Annotated in this window: 23 protein-coding genes; 13 read left to right on the forward strand and 10 right to left on the reverse strand. The window is 52.2% G+C overall.

Features of this window, described 5'->3' with window-relative positions; translation table 11 throughout:
- Window positions 1-66 precede the first annotated feature (66 nt).
- The 6 genes from ACR0B8_RS14820 (at window position 67) to ACR0B8_RS14845 (ending at window position 4,885) form a co-directional block, all read left to right on the forward strand.
- On the forward strand, window positions 67-486 hold the full coding sequence (locus tag ACR0B8_RS14820; RefSeq protein ID WP_480658923.1) for a hypothetical protein: 420 nt from the start codon (window positions 67-69) through the stop codon (window positions 484-486).
- Window positions 487-541: 55 nt separating this feature from the next.
- The gene (locus ACR0B8_RS14825) at window positions 542-1,156 is read left to right on the forward strand and encodes a hypothetical protein (RefSeq protein ID WP_170578549.1); all 615 of its coding nucleotides are present in this window, start codon (window positions 542-544) and stop codon (window positions 1,154-1,156) included.
- A 408-nt stretch (window positions 1,157-1,564) separates the two neighbouring features.
- Window positions 1,565-1,738: a hypothetical protein gene (locus ACR0B8_RS14830; RefSeq protein ID WP_170399849.1), complete on the forward strand. Its 174-nt coding sequence runs from the start codon at window positions 1,565-1,567 to the stop codon at window positions 1,736-1,738.
- Between the two features lie 118 nt (window positions 1,739-1,856).
- Entirely contained in the window at window positions 1,857-2,501 is a 645-nt protein-coding gene (locus tag ACR0B8_RS14835) for a protein-tyrosine phosphatase family protein (protein WP_170552483.1), read from the forward strand.
- Window positions 2,502-2,520: 19 nt separating this feature from the next.
- The gene (locus ACR0B8_RS14840; protein ID WP_226689729.1) at window positions 2,521-3,954 is read left to right on the forward strand and encodes a hypothetical protein; all 1,434 of its coding nucleotides are present in this window, start codon (window positions 2,521-2,523) and stop codon (window positions 3,952-3,954) included.
- Complete coding sequence (locus ACR0B8_RS14845; protein WP_226689728.1) at window positions 3,944-4,885, forward strand: metallophosphoesterase family protein; 942 nt, start codon at window positions 3,944-3,946, stop codon at window positions 4,883-4,885. Before ACR0B8_RS14840 ends, ACR0B8_RS14845 begins: the two co-directional genes overlap by 11 nt.
- Here the strand turns inward: ACR0B8_RS14845 and ACR0B8_RS14850 are convergent, their stop codons facing one another.
- Window positions 4,886-5,644 carry a DUF4956 domain-containing protein gene (locus tag ACR0B8_RS14850; RefSeq protein ID WP_170361935.1) on the reverse strand — a complete coding sequence of 253 codons (759 nt, stop codon included), beginning with the start codon at window positions 5,642-5,644 and terminating at the stop codon, window positions 4,886-4,888.
- Between the two features lie 354 nt (window positions 5,645-5,998).
- On the opposite strand from ACR0B8_RS14850, the gene ACR0B8_RS14855 reads away from it, so the two are divergent.
- The gene (locus ACR0B8_RS14855; RefSeq protein WP_226689727.1) at window positions 5,999-6,793 is read left to right on the forward strand and encodes an SdiA-regulated domain-containing protein; all 795 of its coding nucleotides are present in this window, start codon (window positions 5,999-6,001) and stop codon (window positions 6,791-6,793) included.
- A 735-nt stretch (window positions 6,794-7,528) separates the two neighbouring features.
- Here ACR0B8_RS14855 and ACR0B8_RS14860 read toward each other — a convergent pair.
- Window positions 7,529-8,551 (reverse strand): permease, encoded by a 1,023-nt coding sequence (locus ACR0B8_RS14860; protein ID WP_480658919.1) that lies wholly within the window; start codon window positions 8,549-8,551, stop codon window positions 7,529-7,531.
- An 85-nt stretch (window positions 8,552-8,636) separates the two neighbouring features.
- Between ACR0B8_RS14860 and ACR0B8_RS14865 the strand changes: the two genes are divergently transcribed.
- Complete coding sequence (locus ACR0B8_RS14865) at window positions 8,637-9,494, forward strand: LysR substrate-binding domain-containing protein (RefSeq protein ID WP_170361932.1); 858 nt, start codon at window positions 8,637-8,639, stop codon at window positions 9,492-9,494.
- 88 nt (window positions 9,495-9,582) lie between these two features.
- Here ACR0B8_RS14865 and ACR0B8_RS14870 read toward each other — a convergent pair whose 3' ends face one another.
- From ACR0B8_RS14870 to ACR0B8_RS14890, 5 genes are all read right to left on the reverse strand, one after another.
- A complete protein-coding gene (locus ACR0B8_RS14870) occupies window positions 9,583-10,416 on the reverse strand; it encodes a CE1 family esterase (RefSeq protein ID WP_226689725.1) in 834 nt (277 codons plus the stop codon).
- Window positions 10,417-10,474: 58 nt separating this feature from the next.
- On the reverse strand, window positions 10,475-12,169 hold the full coding sequence (locus ACR0B8_RS14875; RefSeq protein ID WP_170361930.1) for an adenylate/guanylate cyclase domain-containing protein: 1,695 nt from the start codon (window positions 12,167-12,169) through the stop codon (window positions 10,475-10,477).
- Entirely contained in the window at window positions 12,166-12,645 is a 480-nt protein-coding gene (locus tag ACR0B8_RS14880) for a GFA family protein (protein ID WP_170361929.1), read from the reverse strand. The genes ACR0B8_RS14875 and ACR0B8_RS14880 overlap by 4 nt, the downstream gene beginning before the upstream one ends.
- A 307-nt stretch (window positions 12,646-12,952) precedes the next feature.
- Window positions 12,953-14,098 (reverse strand): M24 family metallopeptidase, encoded by a 1,146-nt coding sequence (locus tag ACR0B8_RS14885; protein WP_480658916.1) that lies wholly within the window; start codon window positions 14,096-14,098, stop codon window positions 12,953-12,955.
- Between the two features lie 229 nt (window positions 14,099-14,327).
- A complete protein-coding gene (locus tag ACR0B8_RS14890; RefSeq protein ID WP_480686155.1) occupies window positions 14,328-15,245 on the reverse strand; it encodes a homocysteine S-methyltransferase family protein in 918 nt (305 codons plus the stop codon).
- Between the two features lie 267 nt (window positions 15,246-15,512).
- Between ACR0B8_RS14890 and ACR0B8_RS14895 the strand changes: the two genes are divergently transcribed.
- The gene (locus ACR0B8_RS14895) at window positions 15,513-15,917 is read left to right on the forward strand and encodes a GFA family protein (protein ID WP_480658912.1); all 405 of its coding nucleotides are present in this window, start codon (window positions 15,513-15,515) and stop codon (window positions 15,915-15,917) included.
- Here the strand turns inward: ACR0B8_RS14895 and ACR0B8_RS14900 are convergent.
- The gene (locus ACR0B8_RS14900; RefSeq protein ID WP_480686156.1) at window positions 15,866-16,696 is read right to left on the reverse strand and encodes a class I SAM-dependent methyltransferase; all 831 of its coding nucleotides are present in this window, start codon (window positions 16,694-16,696) and stop codon (window positions 15,866-15,868) included. The two genes, ACR0B8_RS14895 and ACR0B8_RS14900, sit on opposite strands and share 52 nt — an antisense overlap.
- 213 nt (window positions 16,697-16,909) lie before the next feature.
- Between ACR0B8_RS14900 and ACR0B8_RS14905 the strand changes: the two genes are divergently transcribed.
- The 4 genes from ACR0B8_RS14905 to ACR0B8_RS14920 all read left to right on the forward strand — a co-directional run bounded on the left by ACR0B8_RS14905 (window position 16,910) and on the right by ACR0B8_RS14920 (window position 21,228).
- Window positions 16,910-17,422: a DUF6653 family protein gene (locus ACR0B8_RS14905; protein ID WP_170361926.1), complete on the forward strand. Its 513-nt coding sequence runs from the start codon at window positions 16,910-16,912 to the stop codon at window positions 17,420-17,422.
- A 248-nt stretch (window positions 17,423-17,670) separates the two neighbouring features.
- Window positions 17,671-18,993, forward strand: a complete 1,323-nt coding sequence (locus tag ACR0B8_RS14910) for a mechanosensitive ion channel family protein (protein WP_170361925.1) — start codon at window positions 17,671-17,673, stop codon at window positions 18,991-18,993.
- A complete protein-coding gene (locus ACR0B8_RS14915) occupies window positions 18,990-20,603 on the forward strand; it encodes a mechanosensitive ion channel family protein (RefSeq protein WP_170361924.1) in 1,614 nt (537 codons plus the stop codon). Before ACR0B8_RS14910 ends, ACR0B8_RS14915 begins: the two co-directional genes overlap by 4 nt.
- Window positions 20,604-20,727: 124 nt before the next feature.
- On the forward strand, window positions 20,728-21,228 hold the full coding sequence (locus ACR0B8_RS14920; protein WP_170361923.1) for a hypothetical protein: 501 nt from the start codon (window positions 20,728-20,730) through the stop codon (window positions 21,226-21,228).
- A gap of 11 nt (window positions 21,229-21,239) precedes the next feature.
- Here the strand turns inward: ACR0B8_RS14920 and ACR0B8_RS14925 are convergent, their stop codons facing one another.
- On the reverse strand, window positions 21,240-23,984 hold the full coding sequence (locus tag ACR0B8_RS14925) for an AsmA family protein (protein WP_480658908.1): 2,745 nt from the start codon (window positions 23,982-23,984) through the stop codon (window positions 21,240-21,242).
- 82 nt (window positions 23,985-24,066) lie between these two features.
- A protein-coding gene (locus ACR0B8_RS14930; RefSeq protein WP_226689719.1) for an IS5 family transposase occupies window positions 24,067-24,824 on the reverse strand; the annotation gives its coding sequence in 2 pieces (ribosomal slippage) (window positions 24,067-24,488 and window positions 24,488-24,824; 759 coding nt in all).
- Between the last annotated feature and the right edge of the window lie 350 nt (window positions 24,825-25,174).

Genomic DNA, 25,174 nt, shown 5'->3' on the forward strand with positions numbered 1-25,174 from the left:
GTTCCTACTGCCGTTGGGACTACCTTGGATACTTGTAGCGGACTTAATTTCGGAGTCCGCCAAGCCGTGGTTTGCAGCGATTGCGCCGATGCTCAACATTTTGGCGCTGGTTTTCATTTGCAGATGGGCTCGCAGTTTACACCAGAAATGAAGGCGGAACTCTGTCTCACCAAAAGGGAGGAAAAAATGGGAAAAGTGATCTTGGGAATTGTGATCGGGCTCGTCCTCGGCGTGGTTGGGGCGATGACCTTGGGTGGTGGGGCCGCGATGGGTGTCGGCGTTGCGACAGGCTTGTCCGCTGGTGTCTGCACCACATTGAAAGGAGCACAAGCCGAGAACCTTATCACCGCCGAGCAAGCGGATCAGATCCTCAATCGCGTGAATTCCGAAATGGCGTCATTGCAAGGAATTGAAACGACGGGCGAGATCGTCGGCAGCGCACAGGCATGCGATGAATTTCTGTCAAAGTTACGAGAAGCGAAGTGAGGTTCCGCTTTGTACGGAACAAAACAGTAAGGACAAGCCAACAGGGAACCATCTGATGAAACTCGTTTTACTCAAGCTCCTCACATCCATGTTCGCAATCGCGAGCACAGCTGCTTTTGCAATGTCAGAAGCCGACGATGCTTGTATCGACCATTTGCGGCAGGTTGGTGGACCAGACGGTCAATCCGGAACGATTGAAAGCTCTCAGTTCTCGGAAGCTGGTACGCTCGTTATGCTGCGTGATGCAGGTGGAACACTTTGGCGCTGCATCGCTTACAAGGATGGAAGCATCGGCGAGATGTCGGTTGTCGAAGCCATGGATGATGGCGGTGGAGCCATGGACGGTGCCGCCGGGTCTACCGGTAGCCAGCGTGTCAAATTCGATGCCGGGTCCACCGGTGTCGAACTCGTCGGCCAACTCGCGCCCGGCGCCTCTCAACAATATGTCCTTGGCGCGCAGAACGAACAGTTTCTGTATGTGCGCGTCGCGCCACGAAACGGATCGTTGGACTACGTCATTCGCAACCCTGATGGCTCGGAGCTTCTGGAGTTGATGTCGGCGGACAAAGAATACCGGGGCCAGCTTTGGCAATCTGGTGACCATGTCGTTGAAGTTATTAACCGGGGAAATGCGCAAGTTGACTACAACGTCATATTTGGAATCGAGTAAGTCCACGCGTGAGTTGCACTGGATTTTTGGATTGCTGGAGACCAGAAAGGGAGAGAAGAAATGAGAACCAATCTATCGCTGCTTGGAGGTGCAGTTTGTGCCCTTGCTTTGGCGGCATGTGACGATAACGGGGGATCAGTGGATACTGGGTCGCCAACCGTCGGCAGTTCAAGCGACCTTTCGTCTTTTGAAGGTGCGCGCGCCGGTCAGGCTGAAATGGGCATCCAAAGTCTCGGATTTGAACTCATCCGAAGCGAAGGTCTGACCTCGTACTGGTTCAACCGGAATACAGGCGCTTGCGCGCGCATTACTACATCTGAGGGTCGGTATTCAGATGTCACCATGCTTCCTTCCTCCGACTGCTGAATTTTGTCCGGATTAGTTTATAAAAGTGAAGGAGGCTGAGAAATGCACTTCGATCTTGCACACGCTGTGGTGACTGTTGCAGCTTTGATAGTCACAAACCTCGTATTGAAATCTGCCGGGGTGATCAACGAAGAAAACAAACACCAATGGAACTGGAAAGTTGTTCTGGCCTACTTCGTAGTCGTCTTTCTCATCAATCTGGTGTGGCCAATTTGAAACTTTAGGACGGGAAGCCAACCGCCCACCTTACATGGTTACCGTGAACGAGCCTCTCCGCGGGACTCCCGGCAAGAAAAGCGTGAGCATCGCTGGCTGAAAACAGAAAGGAATACGCATGCGGTTTTTGACGTCCCTCATATTCATTGGTGTTCTTGCAACCGCGGCGAATTCTGATGTGACCAGTCGAAACGGTGGCCCAAGCAACAGTCAAATGCTTTCAAAGGGTGGCGACGGAGGAGTTGATGGTGTCGCTTTTTTTCGCCCAGTCTTAAGCGGAGTATTGTATCGCTCTGGTTTCAAAGGCGGCGACAAGGACCGAACGGGCCTGAGTGAAGGACAACGCGAAACTTTGTGCGGTGAAGGGTTTTCAACCGGGTTTTATGCCGACTTTGGCAAAAACACTGAGTACGGTCGCACAAGTTGTGGAAACGGATCCTTTGACTATCAAAGTGCCAGATCCTCCCGACCCGGTGCTGTCATGGCTTCCATACACGAGGTGATTGAAAACCCTGGAAAAGGCCCTGTATTGGTGCACTGCATGTGGGGCGTTCATTCCTCGGGGGCATTGTCGGCAATGGCGCTCGTTCAGTTTTGTGGTTGGACAGAAGAAAGGGCCAAGGAATATTGGAATGATGCCCGAAACGGGGCCCCTTGTTCAGGCGGGTGCGACCAGTGGATTGACTCAAAATTCTCCAACTTCAGCGTCGACCCCAAGTTGAAAATCTCCACCGAACAACAGGCAACGATTTGCCCCAAATGATATTGGGAGGACTATCCAAATGAAGTTCATCCTTCTGGGGTCACTTGCTTTCATTGCACCCGCCGTCTTGTGGGCGAACGACGATGTTCTAGGTGAAGCCACGACATTTAATAGTCCCAACGGTGTTACTGAACGCTGTATTCGGATCAATAAAGTTCCAACGGGCGAGTATAAGAAAAGCAATCTTGAGGAAGAAGCGGCCTATTGCGAGATCGATTTCTATGCCTCCGAAATTGCTATTTGCCCAAAAACCTGGAGCACCAGCCCAGGAATGGCCGTCTACGATATTTCGGAAGGACCTTACGTGGGGAACCGTTCTGAATTCGAGAGAAACGCTTGCAAGGAGGGGAAGGCGGCAAAAGATCTGGCCAAGGACAGGGTGGCTAAATTCAAGTCCACCATGAACCAAAAAGGCACCAGTGGAACGTTTTCCACGTCTTCACTGCTTTACTATCATTTCTCCAGATATTTCGACGCAACTGTCAGAGTTCCAGTCGCTGTTTGGCGTAGCATGGACGCCCAGGCGCATTTTTCCGAGGTCGCCGAGCCTGGCCTTGCGATTTCTGGTGGATCTCATGGCGGGCGCATGAACCACGAAGGCTGGCGCGTCTTCGCAGCTGCGGATGCTGACCCGAAATCATACCAGCCAACCGACGATCTATTCACCGCGGATCGAACGCAAATTTACGGTGTACTGCTTGATAGTCCTGGGCAGCGATACGGCTCGGAAATCAACGGCACTCGTAAGTCTGGCTGGGGGAAAGGTCAAAACCGCGATTTTCAGGAAACCCCCGCTTTCTTGGCTTTGCGTTCTTCAAAACCCTTGCCAGAAGCCATTGCAGAGGGCGTTAAAGAAGGCCGAAAAGACCGGATGATCAACAAGGATCTCGGCCCCGATGTCAGTGACCAACAGATGGCATTTTGGATGCAAGAACTCACCGAAATTGTTCTACTCGACTTCATCTTTAGCCAGCAGGACCGTGTGGGAAACATAGACTTCACACCCTATTGGTATTGGGTCGAAGACGGAGACCTGAAGCATAGGAAGGCCAAGCACCATGAACCAAACGATGGAGACGTTCCCGCCGACGCATTATTGATCCGTCGCAGCAATCTAAACGACAACGATGCTGGTGGGCGGGTCGAGTATGCCAATTTCGCAAAATCTACTCAAATGCTAGAGAAAATGCGGCACTTCTCTCCAAGTACGTATCGGCGCTTGGTCGCTTTGAATAATGACCTTCAATCTCAAGGTCCCGTCTACGGCTGGTTGTCGCAAAGCTTTGGGTTGTCAGACAGTCAGATTGCCCAAGTTGTGAAAAACACCGCGCTGGCAACATCCATCCTCCGGGACAATTGTTCTAATGGTGATTTGATGTTCGACTTGGATCCTGTCGCATTCTTTTTGAGAAACGACACCGAAGTGGAGGCCGTGAACTGTAGTGACCCGTAAGCTTTCTACGCTCTTTGCGGCATTCATTTGGACCGCTCTGGTCGCCTGCAAAGCGGCGGCATTGGATGTCATCGTCATATCGGATCTGAATGGAAGCTATGGTTCGGTAAGATACGATGCCCGCGTCGACAAAGCGATTGAGCGGATAGTCGAGATTGATCCAGATCTGGTTATTTCGACCGGAGATATGGTTGCAGGGCAGCGCATTCCCAACTTGTCCGACAAACAGGTCAGGGATATGTGGAAGGCGTTTCACGAGGCCGTATCAGATCCTTTAGCCGCTGCCGGCATTCCATTTGCGGTCACGCCAGGAAACCATGATGCCTCTGCGTACCGTGGGTTCGAGCGGGAAAGAAAAATATACGCAGAGGAATGGACTCCGAGAAAACCAGACGTCGACTTCCTGCTTTCAGATGACTACCCGTTCTTCTACGCATTTGAGATGCAGGGCATTACGTTTGCGTCTCTGGATGCAACGACCCTAGGACCTTTATCCGGTGACCAGCAGGACCGCCTACAGAAACTGGGTGCAGACGGAGACCCGATTGTCACTTTCAGTCACCTCCCACTTTGGCCATTCGCGATCCAGCGCGAACGCGAAATCATCGGCGACCCAACACTTGAAAAGATCTATTTGGAAAGCGGTGTCGTTCTGCATCTGTCAGGCCACCATCATGCCTTCTATCCAGGTTGGAAAGACGGTGTTGCTTACGTCTCCCAAGCTTGTTTGGGAGGTGGTCCCCGACGGCTTATCGGCTCAAAAGCCAGATCACCTCACAGCTTCACTCATGTTACGTTTCAGCCAAACGGAGAATTTGGGATAGCAGTATATCGAGGACCAGATTTCGAAAGGTCGGCAAACTTCAAGTCGCTTCCGAAAGAGATCAGATCCCCGAACGCGGTGTTGAAACGTTTGGACCTTGTCAAATGACTAGAGGTTGAGTTTCAGTTCAACTTTTTCAGGAACCAAGTCGTTTATCATCTCTTCTATCCGGGCTTCTGAAAGTCCACCCGAGGTGATGAAAAGCAATGAAACGCGAGATTTTCCGGGGACGTGGTGTTTTCTGACCAGCTTCCATCCAGCGTCTGCGGCCATAGCTTCAATGGCGCCGCTGACGTTCAATGAGTGCTCTTCGTCTGAAGCCTTCAGGGAAACTTCGACACCCCTGTTGCGTCCGCCTAGCCAAATGAAACACCAACACACAATCGCCACCAGAGTGGCCATCAGCGGCAAGCCCAAACCGACTGCAAGACCAAGAACCGTTACGATAATCATTTCGACTGTATCGACCGGGTCATCCAGATTGGAGCGGAACCTGAGCAACGCGCCGATGCCAAAGATAACGAAACCAATCATTGACCCATGTTGAACAACGAGGAACCCTACGGCCATTCCGATCAGCGCGTACAGGAAAAACAATCTGGGCATAACCAGATCGCTGACACTTCGGCGCGCTTTACGTCGTACGGGATGATAGACAATCACAGCGGTCAAAATGATCGTTACGATGACGTCCAGTGTGAAAAAGTAGAGTTCCTGCTTGCCGCGGAACTGAGTCCAGCTTCGTTCAATTACTATCTCTGACTCGGATGTTCCTGCAAGCAAGGAAGCGGGATCAATCTGAGAATAGCTAACACTAGGCAAAAGCACCGCCAAAAGGACCGATACAATCGAAAATAGCTTACTCAACAGTCTTTTCCTCCCGCTGAATCGTCGAATAGTCGCTCTGTAGTGAGTAACTTGGCTTAATCGCTCAACACCTCACGACTAAGCCGCACTCCCATAGACCAATTCAACCTTATGAATTTAGTTCCGGTAAAGCCTTGCTGGATCAGACATCATACTTCCGCCAAATACTGTGTTAGGTTGGACAACATCGATTTTTGATCGAGTATGAACTAAGTCCAAACGAACGCAGGTTTTACTCGAATGAACCAGCCAAATGATCGGCGCAAACGAAGAGTTGCAAAGGTAATTTGCGCGAGCCTTGCTGTGGTCGCCAACATTTTTGCGTTAACGAGCCCAGTGAGAGCGCAGACTGATATGTTGGAACTTATTGAGTCTTACAAAGTGGCAGATAAATCAGCGGGCTTTTCTGAGCCATCCGGATTGTCGCTTTCCAGTGTTCATGGATTCTTGTGGGCAGTGAGCGATGAAGCATCGAAGCTGCACCTTCTAGGAGTAGATGGAGAGCTAAAGAGTTCGTTCAAACTTCCAGAATATCTGGGCACAGACTTGGAAGGTGTCGCTGGAAGAAAGGATGGGTCTGTATTGCTGTTACAAGAAACTGACCGATCCATCGTAACGGTCCAACCCACAGACCCAATCAAAGTCAATTCTACTCCAATTTCTTCACTCAGGGGCTACAGCAAAGTTGCTGAAATGCTTGCTGAGAACCCTTTGAACAAGGGACCGGAAGGGATCACTGTAGATCAAGACTCTGGGCAAGTATTCATAGTCATTGAGGGTCAACCAAGACTGCTGCTCGTCATTTCCTCGAAAATTGATGAGATTGTTGGAGTAGTTCCATTAGCGGCTGAGGCTGGTTTTGTTTCATCTCGCACCGACGATGATGAACTAGACATCAGCGGGATCGCCTGGTCCGGCAAGACCAAGTCTTTATGGATACTCAGCGATGAAGGGCGCCGAATATTCGTTTTTGATCCTGAAGTTCTGACGGTCAAAACTATCGATTTAATTTACTCCAAAAAGGATGAAGTAAAGGAAGTGAAGAATCCTGAGGGGATAGCTTTGGATGAAAGTGGTGGCGTTCTTTACATCTTGACCGATGATGGCAAAAAGTCACGCCTATACGCATTTGTTTTACCGCAGGTTTGATTGCCGAAAAAAGTCGCACTGGCTTGTCGTATTCAATTGCAGAAAACGAAATGGTTACCTCTTCCCGCATCTCGGGAGTTGCGAATCCCAGTATCGAATGTCCGGTTTGGGCTGGAAGCGGCCATCCGAAAACCTTCCCCAGCAATTCGGCGATGGCGCGAAATAAGCAAAGAATGAGACCCGAAGATATGGAGCCTCGAACTAAGAAAGTTGGGGTTTAAGCGCCCAAAGTTTTGGGCCAAAAATGCAATTCTTTGGGCGAAATGCAAAGCTATGGGCGCACCTACAAGAGTGTAGGTGTTCTCATAACGCTGCATTGTCTTCATTGAAGACATGCAGGAAATTCGGCTGTGTTCGCCCATAATTCTGCGCGGTATTTGCGCATAAGCTTGCACGATTTGCCCATAAATTTGCGCGGTTCGAAAAACGCTCTCAATTGATGGCAGCTGTCGCGCTCCTTCTTCAGCTTTAAAGGGCTATCTCTCAATCATAGGTGCATTCTGGGCGGCAAAATTCAACCCTTATCTGAAGGACGATGCTCGTCAGCGCTTGTGGTAAATTGCGGAACTGGAATCCAGTTTCTGAAGCCCAAATTCTGCGGAAGGCCGTGACGTGCATTCTATTCGATTTAGCCGAACGAGCCAAAAGCCTTCGTTTTCCTCGGCAGCGGTTCTATGGCCGAATTACGGATTTGAATAGTGCTTTGCCGATGCCTGCTCAAGTTCTCGTGCGCGGTCAGGCGATCCACCCAAAAGCGTATCCCGCGGCGAGAGATCCCAAAATAGCAAGCAAAAGATAGAGCAAGAATGGCTTAAGTTTGAGAACCGGGGCGATGGCCATTGCGCCCCAGATACTGACCACACCACCTGAAACCAAAAAGGCCATGGCGGCACCTTTAGACATGCCGTTGTCAATTAGCCCACGCGTAAGTGGGAGCGCGGCGTAACCATCGATATAGGCTGGTGCACCCAAAAAAACCGCTGCGGGTATAGCCCACCATTGATCCTCGCCAACATAAGCCGCAAGTACCCCTGGGGTCAGTGCAGCATTCAACGCGTATTCGGCCGCAAAGGCAGGAATCAGGCAGATTAAGATAAGCCGTGCCGTTGCCCAGAATTGTTTTCTGAATGAATGCCGACGTGCTTGAGTTCTCCAAACCCATGGGTCGAAGGTTTGGTCATTGCAACGCCGCGCTGTGCTGAGTTGGCGTGCCAGACCATTGTTGCGAAGCGCGTACAATGACCAAGGTGCTTTGGCAAATAAGCTGGTAACTGCCCCTCCGAACACACCCAATCCGAACGCTGCGAGCGTTTTGCCAATTGCAAAGCTCAATCCCAGAGTGGCAGCGGTCGTTGCGAGCATCGCAGGGTCTGTGATCGGGGATGACAACCAAAACGCCATGATCGGGGCAAGCGGCACGCCAGCAGCCAATAACCCTGCCATCAATGGCAGTACGGTGACACCACAAATTGGCGTGATGGCCCCGATCAATGATGCGGCCACCACTGTTCGGAGTGTCCTGCCTTCGAACACGCCAGCAATGTGGGTGTCTGCTCCGCTGGCGATGATCCAGGCCGCCAGAAGGATGCCCGGAATAACTATCGGGGCAACGACAACGAGGCCCCAGAGGACAAACCTAGTGGCATCCGCAATGTGTTCCGGCCAGGCGAAACCGATGCTGACCAACAGCAATAGGCACACGCCCCAGACCACATAAGTCTTACCTGATTGCCGGCGGACAATTGTCTGATCGGTCATAGGATACTCCTTTGATCTTGAAAAATAGGAGTTGAACAAACATGTGTGAAACGAATAGTTTCAATCACTGATATTGGTAATTCAAATGGTAAATCTGGATAGCGATTTGTTGCGCACCTTTGTTGCCGTCGCCGAGGCAGGCAGCGTCACGGATGGCGCCGCACGTATCCATAGGTCCCAATCCGCCACAAGCCTTCAAATCAAACGCCTCGAATCCATCCTCGGCCAACCCGTATTTAAGCGGCACGGGCGCGGGGTCGTCCTAAGCGATGCAGGTCGTCTGCTGTTGCCCGTTGCACATGAAGTGACAACACGTCTGGACGTGGCATTGCAGGACATTTCCCAAACGGCCGTGACGGGCAAACTGCGCATTGGCGTTCCAGATGATCACGGTCGAGCCAAACTGGCTCAGATTATCGCAGCATTCACCCGCCACCACCCACAGGTCGAGTTGGAGGTGACCTGCGCTTTGAGCACCGGTTTCCCTGACGCCATCGACAAGGGGTCGTTGGACCTTGCAGTTTATGAAGTTGAAAGCCCAGAGCCTCATGAAGAGCTGTTGTTTGAGGATCCAACATGTTGGGTCTCATCCGCACATCGGGAGTTTTCAGTCGATGAAACTTTGCCGGTGGCTGTATTCGATCACGCCTGTTGGTGGCGCGACGCGGCAATCGCTTCGCTAGAGCACCGCGCAAAACCATACCGCATTGTCTATTCCAGCCAGAGTGTCGCTGGTGTAATCGCGGCGGTCGAAGCAGGGATAGCGGTCGGCCTACTGGGGCGTTCCTCACTTCATGCCGGTCTATCGATAGTGGGCGAGACCCTTGGTTTCAGCAGAACGTCCACCTCGAAGTTGGTGATGGCGGCAGCCGGTTCACAGGAAACCGGGCCATTGGATGCCATGAAAACGGCTATCCGCTCTGCGTTTCTAACTAAAATCTAGAAGACGTGCCTTTTGGCCAGCCGACCGATCCACAAGCTCTTCTAAGTCTCACCGTAGCAAAACCAATTTTTTTGAAATTGATGATGCGTCAGTTTCCCAGACTTTCAAACCAGTCAAGCGCTGTGGAGCTCCATCCTGTCGGGTAACCGTGCCCTCCGTCATGCAGAATGATTTCGAGACTACCGTATTTGCAGTTCCAGCGTTTGCGCCACAGACCCTCGGTCATTTCGTGATGTGCAGCATTGGGTGGGCATTTGTTTTCTTGCCGCCACACCGACAGGCCTTGCCAGATATCTGCCTGCTTGATGGTAACGTCAAACTCCTCGCTGTGTATTGCGCGACCTTCAAGCGGAACAACTTTGTCGGCAAACCCGTGGGTATGGAGCAAGTGTACCGGCTTTAGACAATCTTCGGTTGCCGGGAGCCAGAAACCACCGGAAGCCGGCGCGTAACCAAGCGCTATTTCCGGTGCAAGACAAGCAACTTCCCAGACCATTGATCCGCCTCTGGAAAATCCTGTCAGCAACACCCGGCCCACATTCACGTTTGCACGAAGGGCAGCGTCAGCCAAAACCTCACGGAGAAATCTTACGTCTGAGCGAGGGTAGGTGTTCCAACCGTCTCGAACAGACCAGTCGGTGGGTTTACCATCCAACCATGGGAGAGCTGTTGGCGCGATAAATGCGTATCCCCGCTTGGTGAATTCTTCAACGAACGCCGAGTTCCCTACAATCTTCTCACCTGTACCGCCATAACCGTGCAGGTGCATCACAGCAGGTCCACCCTGCCAATCGTTCGGAAGAACGATATGATATTCTCCGGTTTCAATCTTGCACGAGTTTGTTTTGTCACCACAATCGAGGGCGATTGCCTGCCCTGAACTCACGAGTAAAACTAAAACGGCCAATACTTTGTTGTGCATAATGTCCCCCTCGGGGATTGATGTTAGCACACTACAACACAGAATTTCCTGAGAGAGCTTACTCGGGCAGCCCCACCAAACGAAGTCCATCCAGGATTGCGTCCCAACGTGTTGGGTCCTGAAAATGGAACCTGCGCACGCCGCTAACTCGGAAGTCCGGATCTGACGCAATTAGGGCATCCCGCGCCCTTTCTCCTTCATCAGGTAGACCAGCCTGACCGGCTGCGCTGGCAAGGTACATTTGTGCGACCGGCAGCCCCGGCGAATTTTGTAGCGCTCGGTTGGCGTTGGCGATGGCATTCTCGAAGTCGCCCATAACCAGATAAGTCTGGGCCAACGCTTGTGGGACACGGTGATATATCCGGTTCTTGGCAAGAGAAAACGAGCCCTTTTTGATGGACTTCAGCGCTAACTCTGGTTGGCCCATCAGGTTCTGAATCCAGCCCAGTACCATATGCCCCTGGGCGAACTGCGGACTGATTTCGAACCCGCGTTCAACACACCGCACCGCCGCTTCCAAATCGCCGGTAATACCGTAGTGAAAAATCCCCCGGATCAGGTGCAAGTAGTCGCTTTGGTCATTCAACGATACAGCCTTGCTCAACCCGGCGTCGGCCGCTTCGATATCCTCCGTGTTTATCGGACGGTAACCCCATACCAATTCGCCGATCAACGTGTTCGCCTTCATCCCAACGGCCATAAAATTGCGTGGCTGGACCGTCAGGATCCTGTCCAGCAGACGGCCCGCCGCGTCCCATTCTTCGGGCTGCGATCCCATCATGTAATGCCCTGCGAGGTTCAGCATTGCCTCGGGATCGTTTGTCTCTGTCTCAGCCGCGTGCTCAGCAATTCGTTGCAGAATTCCGTATCGGATCGTTGTTGCGATTTCACCTGACAACAGATCTTCCGCCAAGAAGGGGTCGGAAAGATCACCGTTCATCCGCTGGGTCAGATAGGTTGCTGACGTGCTCGTCTCGCGTAGCTTTAGGGTGGTACGGACCTGGTTGCCGGACGCCTGAAACACTGCGGTTGCGATATGATCCGGGTCCGCATCGAGAGCGATCAGATCCAATCCGGTCAGATTGGCAAGCGCCGCCTCTACCGTGTGATTGCAGGCCTCTGCCAGCATCTTGGCATCATCATTGCTGCCAAGGGCTTCGAATGCCGCGAGGGCTATGGTCGGTTTCCTGGATGTACCACCGATGGGTGGTGTGCTGACACCGTTCTGCGCACCATCTTGGTCGGGGGGCCAAACAAAGGCGCGGATCGGGCGCGAGATGTTTTTTAATGTCAGTTCACCGACATCCGCAAATAGCACGTCCATTACGCCAACGATCTGGTCACGAACGGCAGCGGAGATGCAAATCCCGCCCGTCGGGGCTGCGCCCTCTAAGCGAGCTGCGAGATTCACACCGTCACCATAGATATCGCCGTCATCAACAACCACATCGCCTATGTGAAGGCCCATGCGGTAACTGATCTGCCGATCCTGAGGCGTGGATTCCTCCTCTGCGCGAACGGCTTCTTGTGCAGATATCGCGAAGCGAACCGCTTCCACTACACTAGAAAACTCGGCCAGAAATCCGTCGCCCGTTGACTTGATGATCTTACCACCTGCCTGCGCAACACCGGGATCAAACACGGACACGCGCAGTTCTTTCTGACGGGCCAGCGTGGCTTCCTCGGCGGCTTCCACAAGCCGCGAGAAGCCGACAATGTCAGCCGCCAAGATCGAAGTGAGTTTGCGTTTCAACCTTCGGCTCGCGTGTTCAAGGAAATCCAACCGGTTTTGTCCGGTTCGGTCACAGCGGCACCATCCCCTCCAAACGATGTCGGAACCGTCTTCCACTTCGGCAGGCCATCAGCCATGTCGAAAACACGCTCGCCGTAGAAGATGTGAAAGGCCGGCTCGAAGCTCAAACCGGATTCGGCCAGCGACATTGCGTAGACCGCTACAATGTCCTTTCCGGGTTTGATATTCACCAATGCACCCCCGCATTTGCCGCAGGAAACACGATGGCTTTCATCATTTTTGTCCGAGTGAACCGTCGGTCCTGACAACGAGACATTGTCTGCCGACCAGAGGCACCACGCATTGACCGGCGCCGAATGCCATTTTCTGCAAGAGTGGCAATGACAATAAGCCATGACCATCGGCTCACCGGCAGTAGAAACACTACATGCGCCGCAATAACAGATTCCTCGGTAGGTTTCAGAATCATCACTCATTTTCCATCTACCCCCAATCGAACAATGGCTGTTAACGCAAGTTTTCCGCCACGCCTTCTTCTCCAATGCACTGCCAGTTATACATTCCAATTGCCGGGTCCCAAAGTGGCTTATTTACCTCTGAAACTGCGCTATCGAAGGTGCCGGAGGTGCTTCCAACTTCGCGCACCTAATCGCGTTGCGGATGCCTAAAGATGCAACGCAATCGCGAGATCGTGGATCAAAACTTACAAAACCCTAAGACCCGGCTCGCCATTTCAGGCGCTCGCCACGCCAATGCATTCAAAAGACTGCGTTGGTCAGAAGGTCAAAGGATAACGGCATCCAAGGACTTTGGATGTTCCGTTATTGCCTCCCAACCATTTTCGGTGATTATGAAACTGTCGCCAACCTGCGCACGAAATGTATCGACTGACACTGAACCATCAACAGCGAAAACCATCCCTGGCTGCAACACTGTCGTGTCGCCGGTGACGAGCTGTGGTTTCTCCAAAAAGCTATAGCCGGTCGCGCGACCACACCGGAACGGGTATTCAAAACCCGCCCCCTGGATAACCTCGGCATAGGCGGTATGCACACTTTCGGCGGTCACACCTGGGCGCAGCTCTGCCAGTGCGGCGGCCTGACTTGCCACGGCAACCTCATAGATATTCTCTTGTTGTTTGTCCGCCACCTCACCAATCCAAAAGGTGCGGTCAAAACCCAGTTTGAAACGGTGAAAATTGGTCATGCCGCAAAAGCACAAAAACACCGGCTCGCCTCGTTTCATGATCCGGGTTGAGGCGCGATGATGGGTTTTGGTGATGGTGTCGCCCGACGCCATTATTTGCAGAAAATGAGTGTTGGGCGACATGTCCGCGTCATCGTAATGCGCCACTAAAAGCTCGGCGGCCTTTCGTGTTCCAGCCTGGGACGTGGCAATCGCAACTTCGAACTCCGGCACTCCGTCTGCAATGGCGTCGCGTCCGGCTTCCATCATAGCGCTTGCAACTTGCCCGGCATGCCGGGCCAATTGAAGTTCCTGGGCGGATTTTATCATTCGCATTTCAGCCAATATCGGTGTGGCGCTGACCAGGTTTTCCACCGGGACCAACGTTTCCAGATATGTCCGCACAACAGGCGGCATGTGATCAGGCTCGATCCCGACGCGCTTTGCCATTTTGACCGCTTTAGGCAGTTCCCATCTCCACTCTTCGCCCATACCGTCATTCCAGGCCGCGATACGATCAACATGAGCCGCCGAACGTGCCGCGTTCAGGTCTATTGTCGGCGTGATCAGCAGGCTTTCGCCTGATCGGTGCACAATCAGGATGGTTGGACGCCCGAACTCCATATGCAGGTAGTCATAATAGCCCGTCAGATAATAAACGTTGTCGTCATCGGTGATGAGAGCAACGTCGATTCCGGCTTCTTTCATGTGAGTGCGAAAGCTTGTCATCCTCCCAGCAAACATCGTCAGTCTCCATCCTGAAGGTGTCAGTTGAGCTTCTCAAATTGAGTTGCGTGATCGAGACGGTAGAACACGTTTGGTCCACGGTCTATAAAAGCAAAGTCAAGCACCTGTCATGACGCTTCGCCAGCATTTCATCGGAATTACTTCTCGAATCACTGTTTTTCCCGTTAAAGCCTATCATCAAGCTTCAACCATACGGTGATACGCCGCCGTAAATAAAACAGCAGCGCTATCCGCGATCTACCTCCAAAGCCATTTCCCTTAGGTGTCGCATATCCGTACCGCAGCAACCGCCAAACACCCTGATAGACGGGTTCTTCCGCAGGACATCCGCAATTTCTTGGCCGAGCTGCACGAGATCTCCTTCATCCAAGGTATCGGCCTCATCCAGTTCTGCGTGCGAACAACTTGATGCATTGGCAACAACACCTTTGAGCCTTGGATGCGCGTTGAGCGCGTCGGCAAAGTGCGTCGGGTGTGCGCAGTTGACCATGTAGAACAGAGCCGCGCCGTCTGTTTCTGCTTCGATCTGGTCTATGGCATCAACAAGCTTGGTGCCGTCAGCCAAACAGCCATCGGTTTCGACGACCAATGACAAAATGATCGGTAAATCAATATCTCTTGCAGCCAGAACACAGCCAGCAGCCTCGCTTAGGCGGTTGAACGTGTACGCGGTCACCAGATCAACACTGGTTTCTTTCAGAACAGCAAGTTGCGCACCGTGGTAACTACGCGCCTGTTCAACTGTCATGGGCGGGACATCAGCGTAAGGATCGTATCTTGGACCAACGCAGGCGGAAACCAAAACGTCATCCCGACCAGAAGCCGTGCGCACCTCCTCCATCAGTGCGACACCATCCTTGTTTACCTCACGAAGACGTTCAGCATCGTAGCCCAAAGGTGCAGCACGGTCGGCATTGGCCATCCATGTCGGTGCGTCGAGAATGCACCCAACACCCATATCGCCGGCCAATTGCACGAGCGCTTGCATTTGTCCGGCCAGAACAGCCCGGGTGTCAGGCTTCTCCAGCAAGGGAAACGACGCAAAACCCGGAAGCTCGATACCGTGATTAAAAATCAGGTCCGTACCTGTACCTGCATAAACCAAAAATTTCTTGTCACCCTCGCCTGGAAGTCTCCGCGCCATTTTGCACCCCTCGAACACCGGTATTACTCCGCAGCCACAATAACAATGATCAGATCTTCTGCAAAACCGAGGCGTTTACTTGTCCGTTCGGACGCTTTCTGCATTTGCGGTATCGGCTAGGCATAGTTAGGCGCGAACCGCCGGAGATTCTGAACAAGCGTGGCTGTACCGTTCTAACCTATAGCCGGTCCTTGTTACCTCGGAGCGGCAGGTTCAAGCTGACACAAAGGACTGGCCGCTCTATCCTTTCCTGGTGGAGGAGAAGACATGAGTGATAAGATCGAAGGCGGCTGCAAATGTGGGCTGGTGCGATACTCTGGATTTCGCTCTGATCTTCCGATGTTTCGATGTCACTGCCGAGATTGCCAGCAGCTTACCGGCTCGGGACATTCAGAGATGGTGCCACTTGTGGCCAAATCTGTTTCGATTGGTGATGCGCTCAAAACATTTGAAATGGCAGGAGGATCAGGGTTGTCGACCTTTAGCAGGTTTTGCCCGAACTGCGGCTCACCGCTGATCCGTAGAAGTGAACGGATGGGTGACTGCATCTACGTCCATGCGGCATCAATGGACGATCCCTCCAAGTATCATCCGGCGAAATCGATCTACAGCGAAGCAGCTCAGGCTTGGGACGAAGCAGTGATAACAACTGAAGGGGCAGGCACAAAATAACCTCGAAGGTCTTTTTTTACTTCCGCCTGAACGCGCGTTGCCAAATCCGCGCGTATTGCATCACGCCGTTCTTTCGGCTGACGCTTGAGGAGCGATGCCGCACGCACTGCACCCCCATCAAAAACATCAAAAAGCATCTTAGGATCTGAAACGCACAATTCGCTTGCAACATCGATAAGCCGCACATTGCGGAAACCTGCATTTTCGACCATTGGCTTGGCAATTCCGCTGTCTACGAGCATGTGCGCATCCGGGCCCGCAGGCAGAGAGATGGATGGGTCGGCGAGGCGTTCAACAGCATCGAACAGCCAGCCAAACGCGCCATCTGATCCTTTGCCACGCCAAATCGAGAAGGCAACTCTACCGCCCGGTTTCAGCACTCTGTTTACTTCTCTCAGACCGCGTTCGGGGTCTGGAAAATGTGGGACGCCGAACCCGATTGTGACCGCATCAAAGGTGTGATTTGGAAACTCCATTGCCATTGCATCACCCTGAACGAACCGCGCGGTTGGCACAGCTGATTGGGCAAGCTCAATCATCGGCTCAGAGAAATCCAAGCCCGTTACATCTGAGCCGCAGGCCACAAGCTCTGCTGCCACGACACCGTGTCCGGTGCACAGATCAAGAGCATTGCAATTCGGCCCAGCAGCGACTTCGTCTGCAAGCTTTCTAGCAACCAGGCGCGTCGCCATTTCAAAGCCGTCGGCATACCCTTTAGCAATAGACGGATCCGCCCATCCTTGGCGTTCCATTATCTCAAAGTCTGCTGTATCAGTCACTTCAGCCCCCCAAAGCTCCAAATGTGACAAGAATACACTCAAGCAAGGTTCGGGCCAGATATGTTTTTCAAGCCTTGTCAGGATCGATCCGGATATTCGCCATGTAATCGCGAGTGCCTGATCTTAATTAAAGGACGAGACTTGAAAGCGGTAGTGATCAGTAGTGGATGGATTCAATCTCAATAATGGGTTTGCAGTTTCTGGAGTGACCCGATGGACATAGTTCGACTTTCCGAACGCCTCATGGGTATGAAGGACGAGGTTTGGTTGCGGCATGCAAACCCTTGGTCAGTCTGGACCCGCGTGCTGACACCATTACCCCTTATGGCGTTGGCGATCTGGAGTCGGGCGTGGATTGGTGGTTGGGCATGGGTTGCCGTCGGCGTGGTTTTGGTCTGGGTCTGGATCAATCCGCGTGCGTTCTCCCGACCCAAGACCTTCGAGAGCTGGTCAGCCCAAGGTGTATTGGGCGAGCGTGTCTGGCTGCGATACCAAGACAAGATTGCGGCTCATCATATTAGAATGGCCAAAGCACTTGCCTATGTCAGCGGATTGGGTTTGCTGCCGTTTGCATACGGTCTTTGGGCGTACGACTTAGGATTCACATTCCTTGGCATTGTTGTGACCTCGGGCGGCAAGATGTGGTTTGTGGATCGCATGGCGTGGATCTGGAGCGACTTTCTGCGTGATGGTGGGTCGTTGGAAGACCTGGCGGCTGGGACGTAGGCCCAGTCACTTATCTTTCTACGCCAGCCGCCAAAGTAGTGGCCCAATTTTAGGGGGCAAAGACAATCGACGATTTGCAATGAATTGGTAGTCCGCTTTTTTGAACAACCATCCTTCCGAACCAAGTGGATGTGAAGCTGTTTTTTCAGACGGTATTTGTCACAACAGAATATTCGATTTTGAATATAAAAGTGGATTCATGGCACCCCTGTATGTTCTCTTTAGCGATTAAAGAGGGGGACGGATAAATGAGACGACTATTCAATATCGGGCCAATTTGGCTATTTCTTTGCATGGTGACTCTCACAGGCGCTTTTTCTGCCAACGCCCAAGAAACGACGGATGCGCAGGAAGCTATCGAAGTAGAGCAAGACGAACTTCTTGATGAGGTCATTGATACATCCATTTCGGGCGAAGATTTGGAGATCCTGCTTGTTCCGTTGACAGCAGATGAGCTTTCCGAGGTCGCAGGCACTTGGCAAGGTATTGTGCGCTCGCAACTCGAAGAGGTCGCCCAGATTAATCTCGGTCTTCGGACAGCAAGTGGGGAGCAAGAAAACTACCTCCGGTCACAATTGGCGTCCCTAAGTGACTCAGGATCGGCGCTTTTGAACAACTATCGGTTGGTGCTTGAGGCGTGGACACTGAAAGGGGCCAAGGCAGAAGACCTGCAACCCCATTCCAACTACATCCTTGCATTAAAGGCAGGGGCGCTCAAAACAACTGACTTTCAGACACTAATTCAAAATGCTTGGGCCTGGTTGTTCTCCTGGGAAGGGGGCGTGGGCCTTTTGATGGCTATTTTCGGTGTTTTGCTAGCCGTGTGGGCCATGATGTTTGTCGCCCGAATGGTGCGCCGTGTCACCGAACGCGGTTTAGAAAAAATTCCGACAATTTCGAGGATGCTGAAGAGATTCATCGCCACAGCAGTTTTCTGGGCTGTGTTTGTTCTTGGGATACTCGTTGTCTTGGCCTTGTTCGGGGTGAACGTCACTCCGCTTTTTGCCGTTCTTGGTGGCTTGTCGTTCATCCTGGGATTCGCGCTTCAGGAAACCCTAGGCAATCTCGCAAGTGGTCTGATGATTATGGTTTTGAAGCCGTTTGATACTGGCGATTACATTCAAGTCGGAGGATCATCCGGCTTTGTGGATGAGATGTCTGTGGTTTCAACCAAAATTCGTACGTTCGACAACCAAATCATTATCGTCCCGAACAGTAAGATCTGGGGAGACGTGATTACAAACGTAAGTGCCTCGGAGGAACGCCGGGTCGATCTGGTTTTTGGCATCGCTTATTCAGACAACGCGGCGCAAGCAATCGATGTTCTCAAAGAACTGGTTTCAAAACACGAGCTCTGTTTGAAGACACCCGAGCCCGAGGTTTTCGTCGGCGAGCTGGGAGACAACTCTGTCAATATCTTCTGTCGCCCGTGGTCCAAATCTGACAATTACTGGACCGTCTATTGGGACCTGACGGGGCAAGCAAAGGAGCGGTTTGACGTAGAGGGGATTTCGATACCTTTCCCACAGCGCGATGTTCACCTGATACCCGTAGAGGGAGCAAATTCATGAGAGCTTTTGTAGTTTGGTTCACGACTGTTTTGTTTGCCAGCAGTGTCGCGTTCGCCCAGTCAGAAGAACCGCTTGTTCCGACTGAAGAAAGAGAAGATCCTGAATTTGTTGCTCCAGTGATTGTAGATGGGGAGGAACTGTTCGTCGTTCGTGGTTCGAGTGCCCTTCCTGCAACTGAGCGTGCCGACAAGGTTGCTGAGCGCCTTTCTGAGGTTGGCGACGCTTCTCAGAGTTCGAGCATAAATGTTGAAATCATGGACTCTGAGTTCGGGAAACTCATTAGAGCCGATGGCCAGATGATTACAACGACGACCCAAGCGGATGCCGAATATGAACAGATGGACGTCGAGAGTTTGGCCGCATTACAAGCCGAGGCTATTGAAACCGCGATCCTGCAATATCGTGAAGCGCGATCCAACGAGGGCCTAGTCGACAGTGCAATTGCTGCCGTTGCATGGACAGTCATTTTTGCTCTGGTTTCATATGCGTTCTTCGCCAAACGACGAAAGCTGTTGGACTACATCAGAAGCAACTTGGAAAAGAGAGCAGAAGGTTTTGAGGAAGCCACAAAATCGATTCTAAGAAGCAAGGCTATTGCCTCCATCATCGTTTACGCATTCCACGTTTTGATGTGGGTCTTCTTCCTCTTTTTCTTCTATTACTACCTTTCCTTAGTTCTGCTTTCTTTCGCGGAAACACAGGGCATAGCCCAAATCCTGTTGAAATATGTCAGTGAACCGCTGGTCACTGTGGTTTTGGCCATTGTCGGGTACATTCCCAATCTGATCATGCTTGCGATTATAGCCGTTGTGACTCGGCTGGGAATTCGAGGCCTCGATCTTTTCTTCGAAAACATTGAGAGCGGAGCCTTTGAGCTAAAGGACTTCGAGGATCATTGGATTGCACCAACAAAAATGCTGTGCAGGGCTTTGTTCATCGTTATCGCGTTGGTGTTTGCATACCCTTACATTCCTGGTTCCGACTCTCGCGCCTTCCAAGGTTTGACTATTCTTGCCGGCATCATGGTTTCGCTGGGATCCAACACAGTTGTTTCAAATATGATGGCCGGTCTGTTTGTCATCTACAGACGCAGCACTAATGTGGGTGATCGAATTCAGGTCGGTGACAAGATCGGCGACGTAACAGAGATCAAACTGATGGAAACACTCATCAAATCGATCAAGAACGAGATGATCAGCATTCCAAATGCCCAACTGCTCAATTCCGAAGTTGTGAACTACTCACGCAAAGTGGATGGTCGGGGGCTACTGGTGCACACGACGGTGGGGATTGGCTACGAGGAGCCTCCCAAGAAAATCAAAGCGATGCTGATTGAGGCGGCACACCGAACTCAAGGGCTGAGAAAGAGCCCGGAGCCATTTGTGCTTTGGACCCAGTTGGCAGATTACGCGATCAACTATGAAATCAACGCGTACACTTCTCGTGGATCGAGTTTGCCAAAAATCTTGTCGGATCTTCGTGAGAACATTGTCGATGTTTTTAATGAAAACGAAACTCAAATAATGACTCCGTCTTACATCGCTGATCCGCCGGAACCCAAAATACCTTCAGCTGATTGGGATGGTGAGCTTGCTCACATATCTGACTAACAACTCGTCAGGGGCATCTGTGAAACTTCAAAAACGCAATACCGCCGTCGTCGGATTGGATTGATTGACATTGAGCAATGATTAGAATCAAACAAGAAATCTTCAGAACTCAGCGAGGCTCCGGATGATCAAGTGGGTACTTTCCGCAACTGTAGTGCTTCTGCCTGGGTTTGTTCACGCAGCCGGGATGGAACAGTGGGGTGAGTCCGGCGACTGGGCAATTCTCATCGATCCAGAAAAAGGCAACGGTTGTCTCGCGTGGAGAGCCTTTGAAGACGATATGACAGTAGAAATTGGCGCTGCACCAAACCAGGCTGGCGGCTTTTTTGCCGCCTACAATCCGGCCTGGGTTCAAGTCGAGGACGGTGCGACAGGCATAGTAAGATTTGATTTTGGTGATGCGCAGTTCGAAGGTGAGGCCGTAGGTGTCTACAAGAATGGCGTGCCCGGTGGCTACGCCTTTTTCGACAATCCGGCATTTGTAACCGAGTTTGGAAAACGCCAAAGCGTTACGATCATTGGCGAAAGCGGAGCCGAAGTCGAACTCGACTTAAGCGGATCCGCAAAAGCCATTGAGGCCGTTCTGGCGTGTCAGGCGGAGCAGCCGGAACCACTGAAGAACTAGGTCGCGTCAGATCACTGCAATTGATTGATATCAGGCACACAGGGTTGCCTGTCGACAGGCATAGCATCGGCGCCCTCTGGAGCCTTGTTTCTGGATCCGCCCACATCCAACTTGAACTTTGGCGACGAAAGCTGGCCCGACACATCAAAAGGCCAAGCGCTTCGGGATAGGGGTTTGCCAACGCGCCGCGGCTCCGCTCTGATCGCAATGCTATCGTTCAGCCAGTCCACTTGTCCCCTGGCCACCAACTGAACCGACCCTGTTTCAATGACAGTGGAGTTTGAACTGACCCGCCCGGCCTGAATTTCAACCGGAGCCACCACGCAAGTGATATCGGTGTAACCTTGTCTGAACTCTTCTGAAAACAGCCACGGGAAGATTCCCAGCCCCGCCAACTCCAATAAGCTGGTGCTGATGTAGCCCTGGGACATCGACAAAGACGCATTGCCGCGCATGGAGTTGAGGAAGGCCTTGCCCGAGGTGGTACTGCCAGAAACGTTGAACTCACCGCTCAAACGTCCATAGGCATCAATGCCAATTCCCAATTCATCAAGGATTTCACCGAATTCCCATCCTGAGGTCGATCCCGACAAGGAAAGCCAATCGGGTGAATCAATCAGGTCCATGCCCGCCCGCAGGCTGAAGTTTCCGCCGCCATAGGCCATTTGAAGAGGACCAAAATCTATGGTTCCGTCTTTTGCAGACAATTGGCTTGAAACAGAAGTTACGCCTTGCTGGCCTACAATCTTATTGAAGTCGATCTGCACCTCGACATCAGCTTCTTTCAGTACACGTTGCACATCCAGAAGATCGGCAGGTTTCCCATTCTCCTTAGGTAAAACCAAAGGCTGAACATCTGTCTCCTTCGGCAAAACCAAAGGCTGAATTTCAGCTTCAGGTTCTTTTGAGGCCTCGCCTACCAGGCTTTTTAGTTGGTCCAGTACGGCAGTCAGGTTCTTCAGGTCGTTGAGATCGAGTCTCTCGCTCGTAACGTTGCCACGGACGACGGGTGCACCTTCGGGGAACTTTGCATCCAAAGCGGCTAGGAGATGCGAAGACTCGGCCTCGAACTCGATTGCGGCATCAAAATCTTCGCCCTGCCTAGAGGTTTCAGCATCAATGCCGAGTGCGCCAATTTCGATAGGTTGCAGGTTGAGCGCAGTCAAAAACTGGGCGCCATTGTCGACATGCAGTTCCACGTCAAAGTCGAGACCGGCTAGCCCTTTGAGCTCGTTGACAGATAGTACAAGATCCAGCGCCCAAAGATCGGTGCCGTAGGTGGTTGCGTTAAACCTGTTGAGAGAAACTGGCCCACCCACATTGGTTATGTTGAAATCGGCTTTGATGCCGCCGAACTGATCAACGTAACCCTCATCTAGGTTCGGCAAAATCAACTTAGCACGTCCGTTGAGCACACCATCAAAACTCACGTCCTGAAGCTGAAGCAGATCGAGGATTTCACCTTCGGCTTTAAGGACAGGCTCTTCAATTGGACCGGCTTGCAAGGCAATGTCCAACATCGCGAGGCGGCCGTCCGGCATGCGGCGAATGCTTTCGATGGATGCTGGGCCAATTACGTCCAGTCCTTGGTCGAATGCATTGGTTTGAAAAAGTAGCTTCTCGAATTCGAAGGAAGCCAGGGATCCAACCATATGCATTTCAAAGCCTGTAAACTTGAGATCTTGAATACTCTTCGCCGCTTGGGGCGGTTGTCCCTCTGGGTGAAGTCGCGCATTGAAAAGCAGATCGACACCTTGAGCTGTATAGAGATCATCAACAGAACCTTCAGCTTCGAGTTTTTGTCCATCTTCAAGGCTTACGGTTGTTGTAAATGTTTCGATTGTTAGGACGTCCTGAGACACAAGTTCAGCTTGCAACTGGCCATTACCTTCCAGAACTCGTTCCAACCCCATGACATCGAGAAAGTCGCCGAATTCACCGGTATCCATCTCCAGGACAGCCCGGTAACCGCCACCTTCGTCTTCCGCGAATGGCTCGCCATCGTAGCGGACAGTCATTTCTCCAAAGTTCGCCCGCGTCGTAAACGGCGCGTCATGGGGATAGTCGCCCTCGATTTCGAAACCTTGACCGTTGACGGAGCCTGTCCCCGAGACCTTTGTCCTTTGTTCATCAGCTGCTTGTTCGAGGGCGAGTGACTGAAGATCAAACACAAACGAAAAACCTGAAACCTGGTCGTCAACGTTCAAACCGATGGATGTGAAACTGACGTTCTTGTCGCTGAGAAAGGTAAGAATCCCACTGCTTTCATTGCCACCATCTTCGGACGTCTCGATTTCAGCCTCAGCGTCTTGATTGTCCTCTGCCAACGACCCGTTGGTTTGAGGCGTTGGCATTGGTCGGCGTTTTCGCCAGCTTGTTGTGCCATCAGAGGCTGTAAGAAAGTTTGCCTGGAGTCCGTCCACCAAAAGATTGTCAAAGTGCAGACGTCCGTTGGCCAAGGCGGCAACGTCCAGTTCCATTTCAAGGAGCTTTAATTCTGCAAGAGATGTATCTGGCAGTGTCTCGCTGGGGATTACAACGCCACCGACATAGATGTGAGTAATGCGACCAAGTGCGACGCTCACATCGTCGTTGACCAGAAGCGGCTGCCCAATTTGTTCCGAAAGAGCCTTTTCCACAAGGTTGCGTCGCATATCTGAGAACAACGGAGCAGCAAGTAGCAACCAAACAAAAGCGATTGCTGCAAAAGCGAGTAGCGCAACGAGCCCAAGTATCTTAAACAGCCAAGTCCTCATTTGCTTCCCTGTGGTCGCTTTCATAATTCAGTTTAACCGCAAATCGGAAATCTCCAATCTTTCTGGCAACTAGGGTCAGGACTCATAGCCAATAGATAACGAGTGTTGCGAGAGCGATTGCTGACAGGAAGACCTTCGGGCACCTGTCGTAGCGGGTTGCCACACGCCGCCAATCCTTCAACCTGCCGAACATGATCTCGATCCGGTTGCGCCGTTTGTAACGACGCTTGTCGTACTTAACCGGTTTCTTCCGCTGCTTCCGGCCAGGGATGCAGGCGCGCATCCCTTTGTCTTTCAACGCTTCCCGGAACCAATCGGCATCATAGCCACGATCCCCGAGCAGCCAATCGACATCCGGCAGGCCGCTCAGCAGTGCCCGCGCACTAACGTAATCGCTGACCTGACCGGCGGTGATGAACAGGTTGAGCGGGCGTCCCCGGCTGTCGCAGATGGCATGCAACTTGGTGTTCATGCTGCCTTTGGTGCGACCGATCAGGCGTCCACGCCCCCTTTTTTGACGCCCAAACTGGTCGCGGTACGGTGGGCCTTCAGGTAGGTGGCATCGATCATCACGGTCTTCTCTTCACCGTGTTTGGTAGCCAGACCGGCCATCATCCGGGCGAAGATGCCTTTGTCGCTCCACCGCTTCCAACGGTTATAGAGTGTCTTGTGTGGGCCATACGCCGAAGGGGCATCGCGCCATCTCAACCCATTGCGATTAATGAAGATAATGCCGCTCAACACACGTCGATCATCAACGCGTGGTTTGCCGTGGGACATGGGGAAGAAAGGCTCAAGACGCGCCATCTGCGCATCCGTCAGCCAGAAAAGATCAGACATGGTCACCGCTCGATTTTCGAACCGTGAATCACGCAGCCAAGCGGAAATCAATGGGTCCTGACCCTAGCCAATTGCACGAAAGCGTCGGATACAGAGGGGAATGGGAATGTCAGAAGAAAGGCCCAATGAAACTACCGGAGAATTCGAGAAACGCAGCGAGGTAGATGCGATCACGGTGGCCTTTCTCCTCGTCAAAGCAGCCCAATTCGCCTCAGAGGATGGGCTAACGCGAAAAAGGATGAGCGCGGATGAGTGGGGAGAACTCGCACCAAAGCAGGTCTAACAAGGGTCGATGGCGGCGTTTTCTGATTTGGTGCGATAGGCCGTTCGCAGCCCAAAACGGACCTAAC

The organism is Ruegeria sp. BH6 (genome assembly GCF_056538105.1).

Bases quoted from the DNA above. Each gene is read 5' to 3' on its own strand.
- ACR0B8_RS14885 (WP_480658916.1), bottom strand. From the start codon at position 14,098: ATGTTTGCTGGGAGGATGACAAGCTTTCGCACTCACATGAAAGAAGCC.
- ACR0B8_RS14825 (WP_170578549.1), top strand. From the start codon at position 542: ATGAAACTCGTTTTACTCAAGCTCCTCACATCCATGTTCGCAATCGCG.
- ACR0B8_RS14855 (WP_226689727.1), top strand. From the start codon at position 5,999: ATGTTGGAACTTATTGAGTCTTACAAAGTGGCAGATAAATCAGCGGGC.
- ACR0B8_RS14925 (WP_480658908.1), bottom strand. From the start codon at position 23,984: ATGAGGACTTGGCTGTTTAAGATACTTGGGCTCGTTGCGCTACTCGCT.
- ACR0B8_RS14895 (WP_480658912.1), top strand. From the start codon at position 15,513: ATGAGTGATAAGATCGAAGGCGGCTGCAAATGTGGGCTGGTGCGATAC.
- ACR0B8_RS14830 (WP_170399849.1), top strand. From the start codon at position 1,565: ATGCACTTCGATCTTGCACACGCTGTGGTGACTGTTGCAGCTTTGATA.
- ACR0B8_RS14910 (WP_170361925.1), top strand. From the start codon at position 17,671: ATGAGACGACTATTCAATATCGGGCCAATTTGGCTATTTCTTTGCATG.
- ACR0B8_RS14920 (WP_170361923.1), top strand. From the start codon at position 20,728: ATGATCAAGTGGGTACTTTCCGCAACTGTAGTGCTTCTGCCTGGGTTT.
- ACR0B8_RS14865 (WP_170361932.1), top strand. From the start codon at position 8,637: ATGGTAAATCTGGATAGCGATTTGTTGCGCACCTTTGTTGCCGTCGCC.
- ACR0B8_RS14835 (WP_170552483.1), top strand. From the start codon at position 1,857: ATGCGGTTTTTGACGTCCCTCATATTCATTGGTGTTCTTGCAACCGCG.
- ACR0B8_RS14915 (WP_170361924.1), top strand. From the start codon at position 18,990: ATGAGAGCTTTTGTAGTTTGGTTCACGACTGTTTTGTTTGCCAGCAGT.
- ACR0B8_RS14880 (WP_170361929.1), bottom strand. From the start codon at position 12,645: ATGAGTGATGATTCTGAAACCTACCGAGGAATCTGTTATTGCGGCGCA.
- ACR0B8_RS14870 (WP_226689725.1), bottom strand. From the start codon at position 10,416: ATGCACAACAAAGTATTGGCCGTTTTAGTTTTACTCGTGAGTTCAGGG.
- ACR0B8_RS14840 (WP_226689729.1), top strand. From the start codon at position 2,521: ATGAAGTTCATCCTTCTGGGGTCACTTGCTTTCATTGCACCCGCCGTC.
- ACR0B8_RS14860 (WP_480658919.1), bottom strand. From the start codon at position 8,551: ATGACCGATCAGACAATTGTCCGCCGGCAATCAGGTAAGACTTATGTG.
- ACR0B8_RS14890 (WP_480686155.1), bottom strand. From the start codon at position 15,245: ATGGCGCGGAGACTTCCAGGCGAGGGTGACAAGAAATTTTTGGTTTAT.
- ACR0B8_RS14905 (WP_170361926.1), top strand. From the start codon at position 16,910: ATGGACATAGTTCGACTTTCCGAACGCCTCATGGGTATGAAGGACGAG.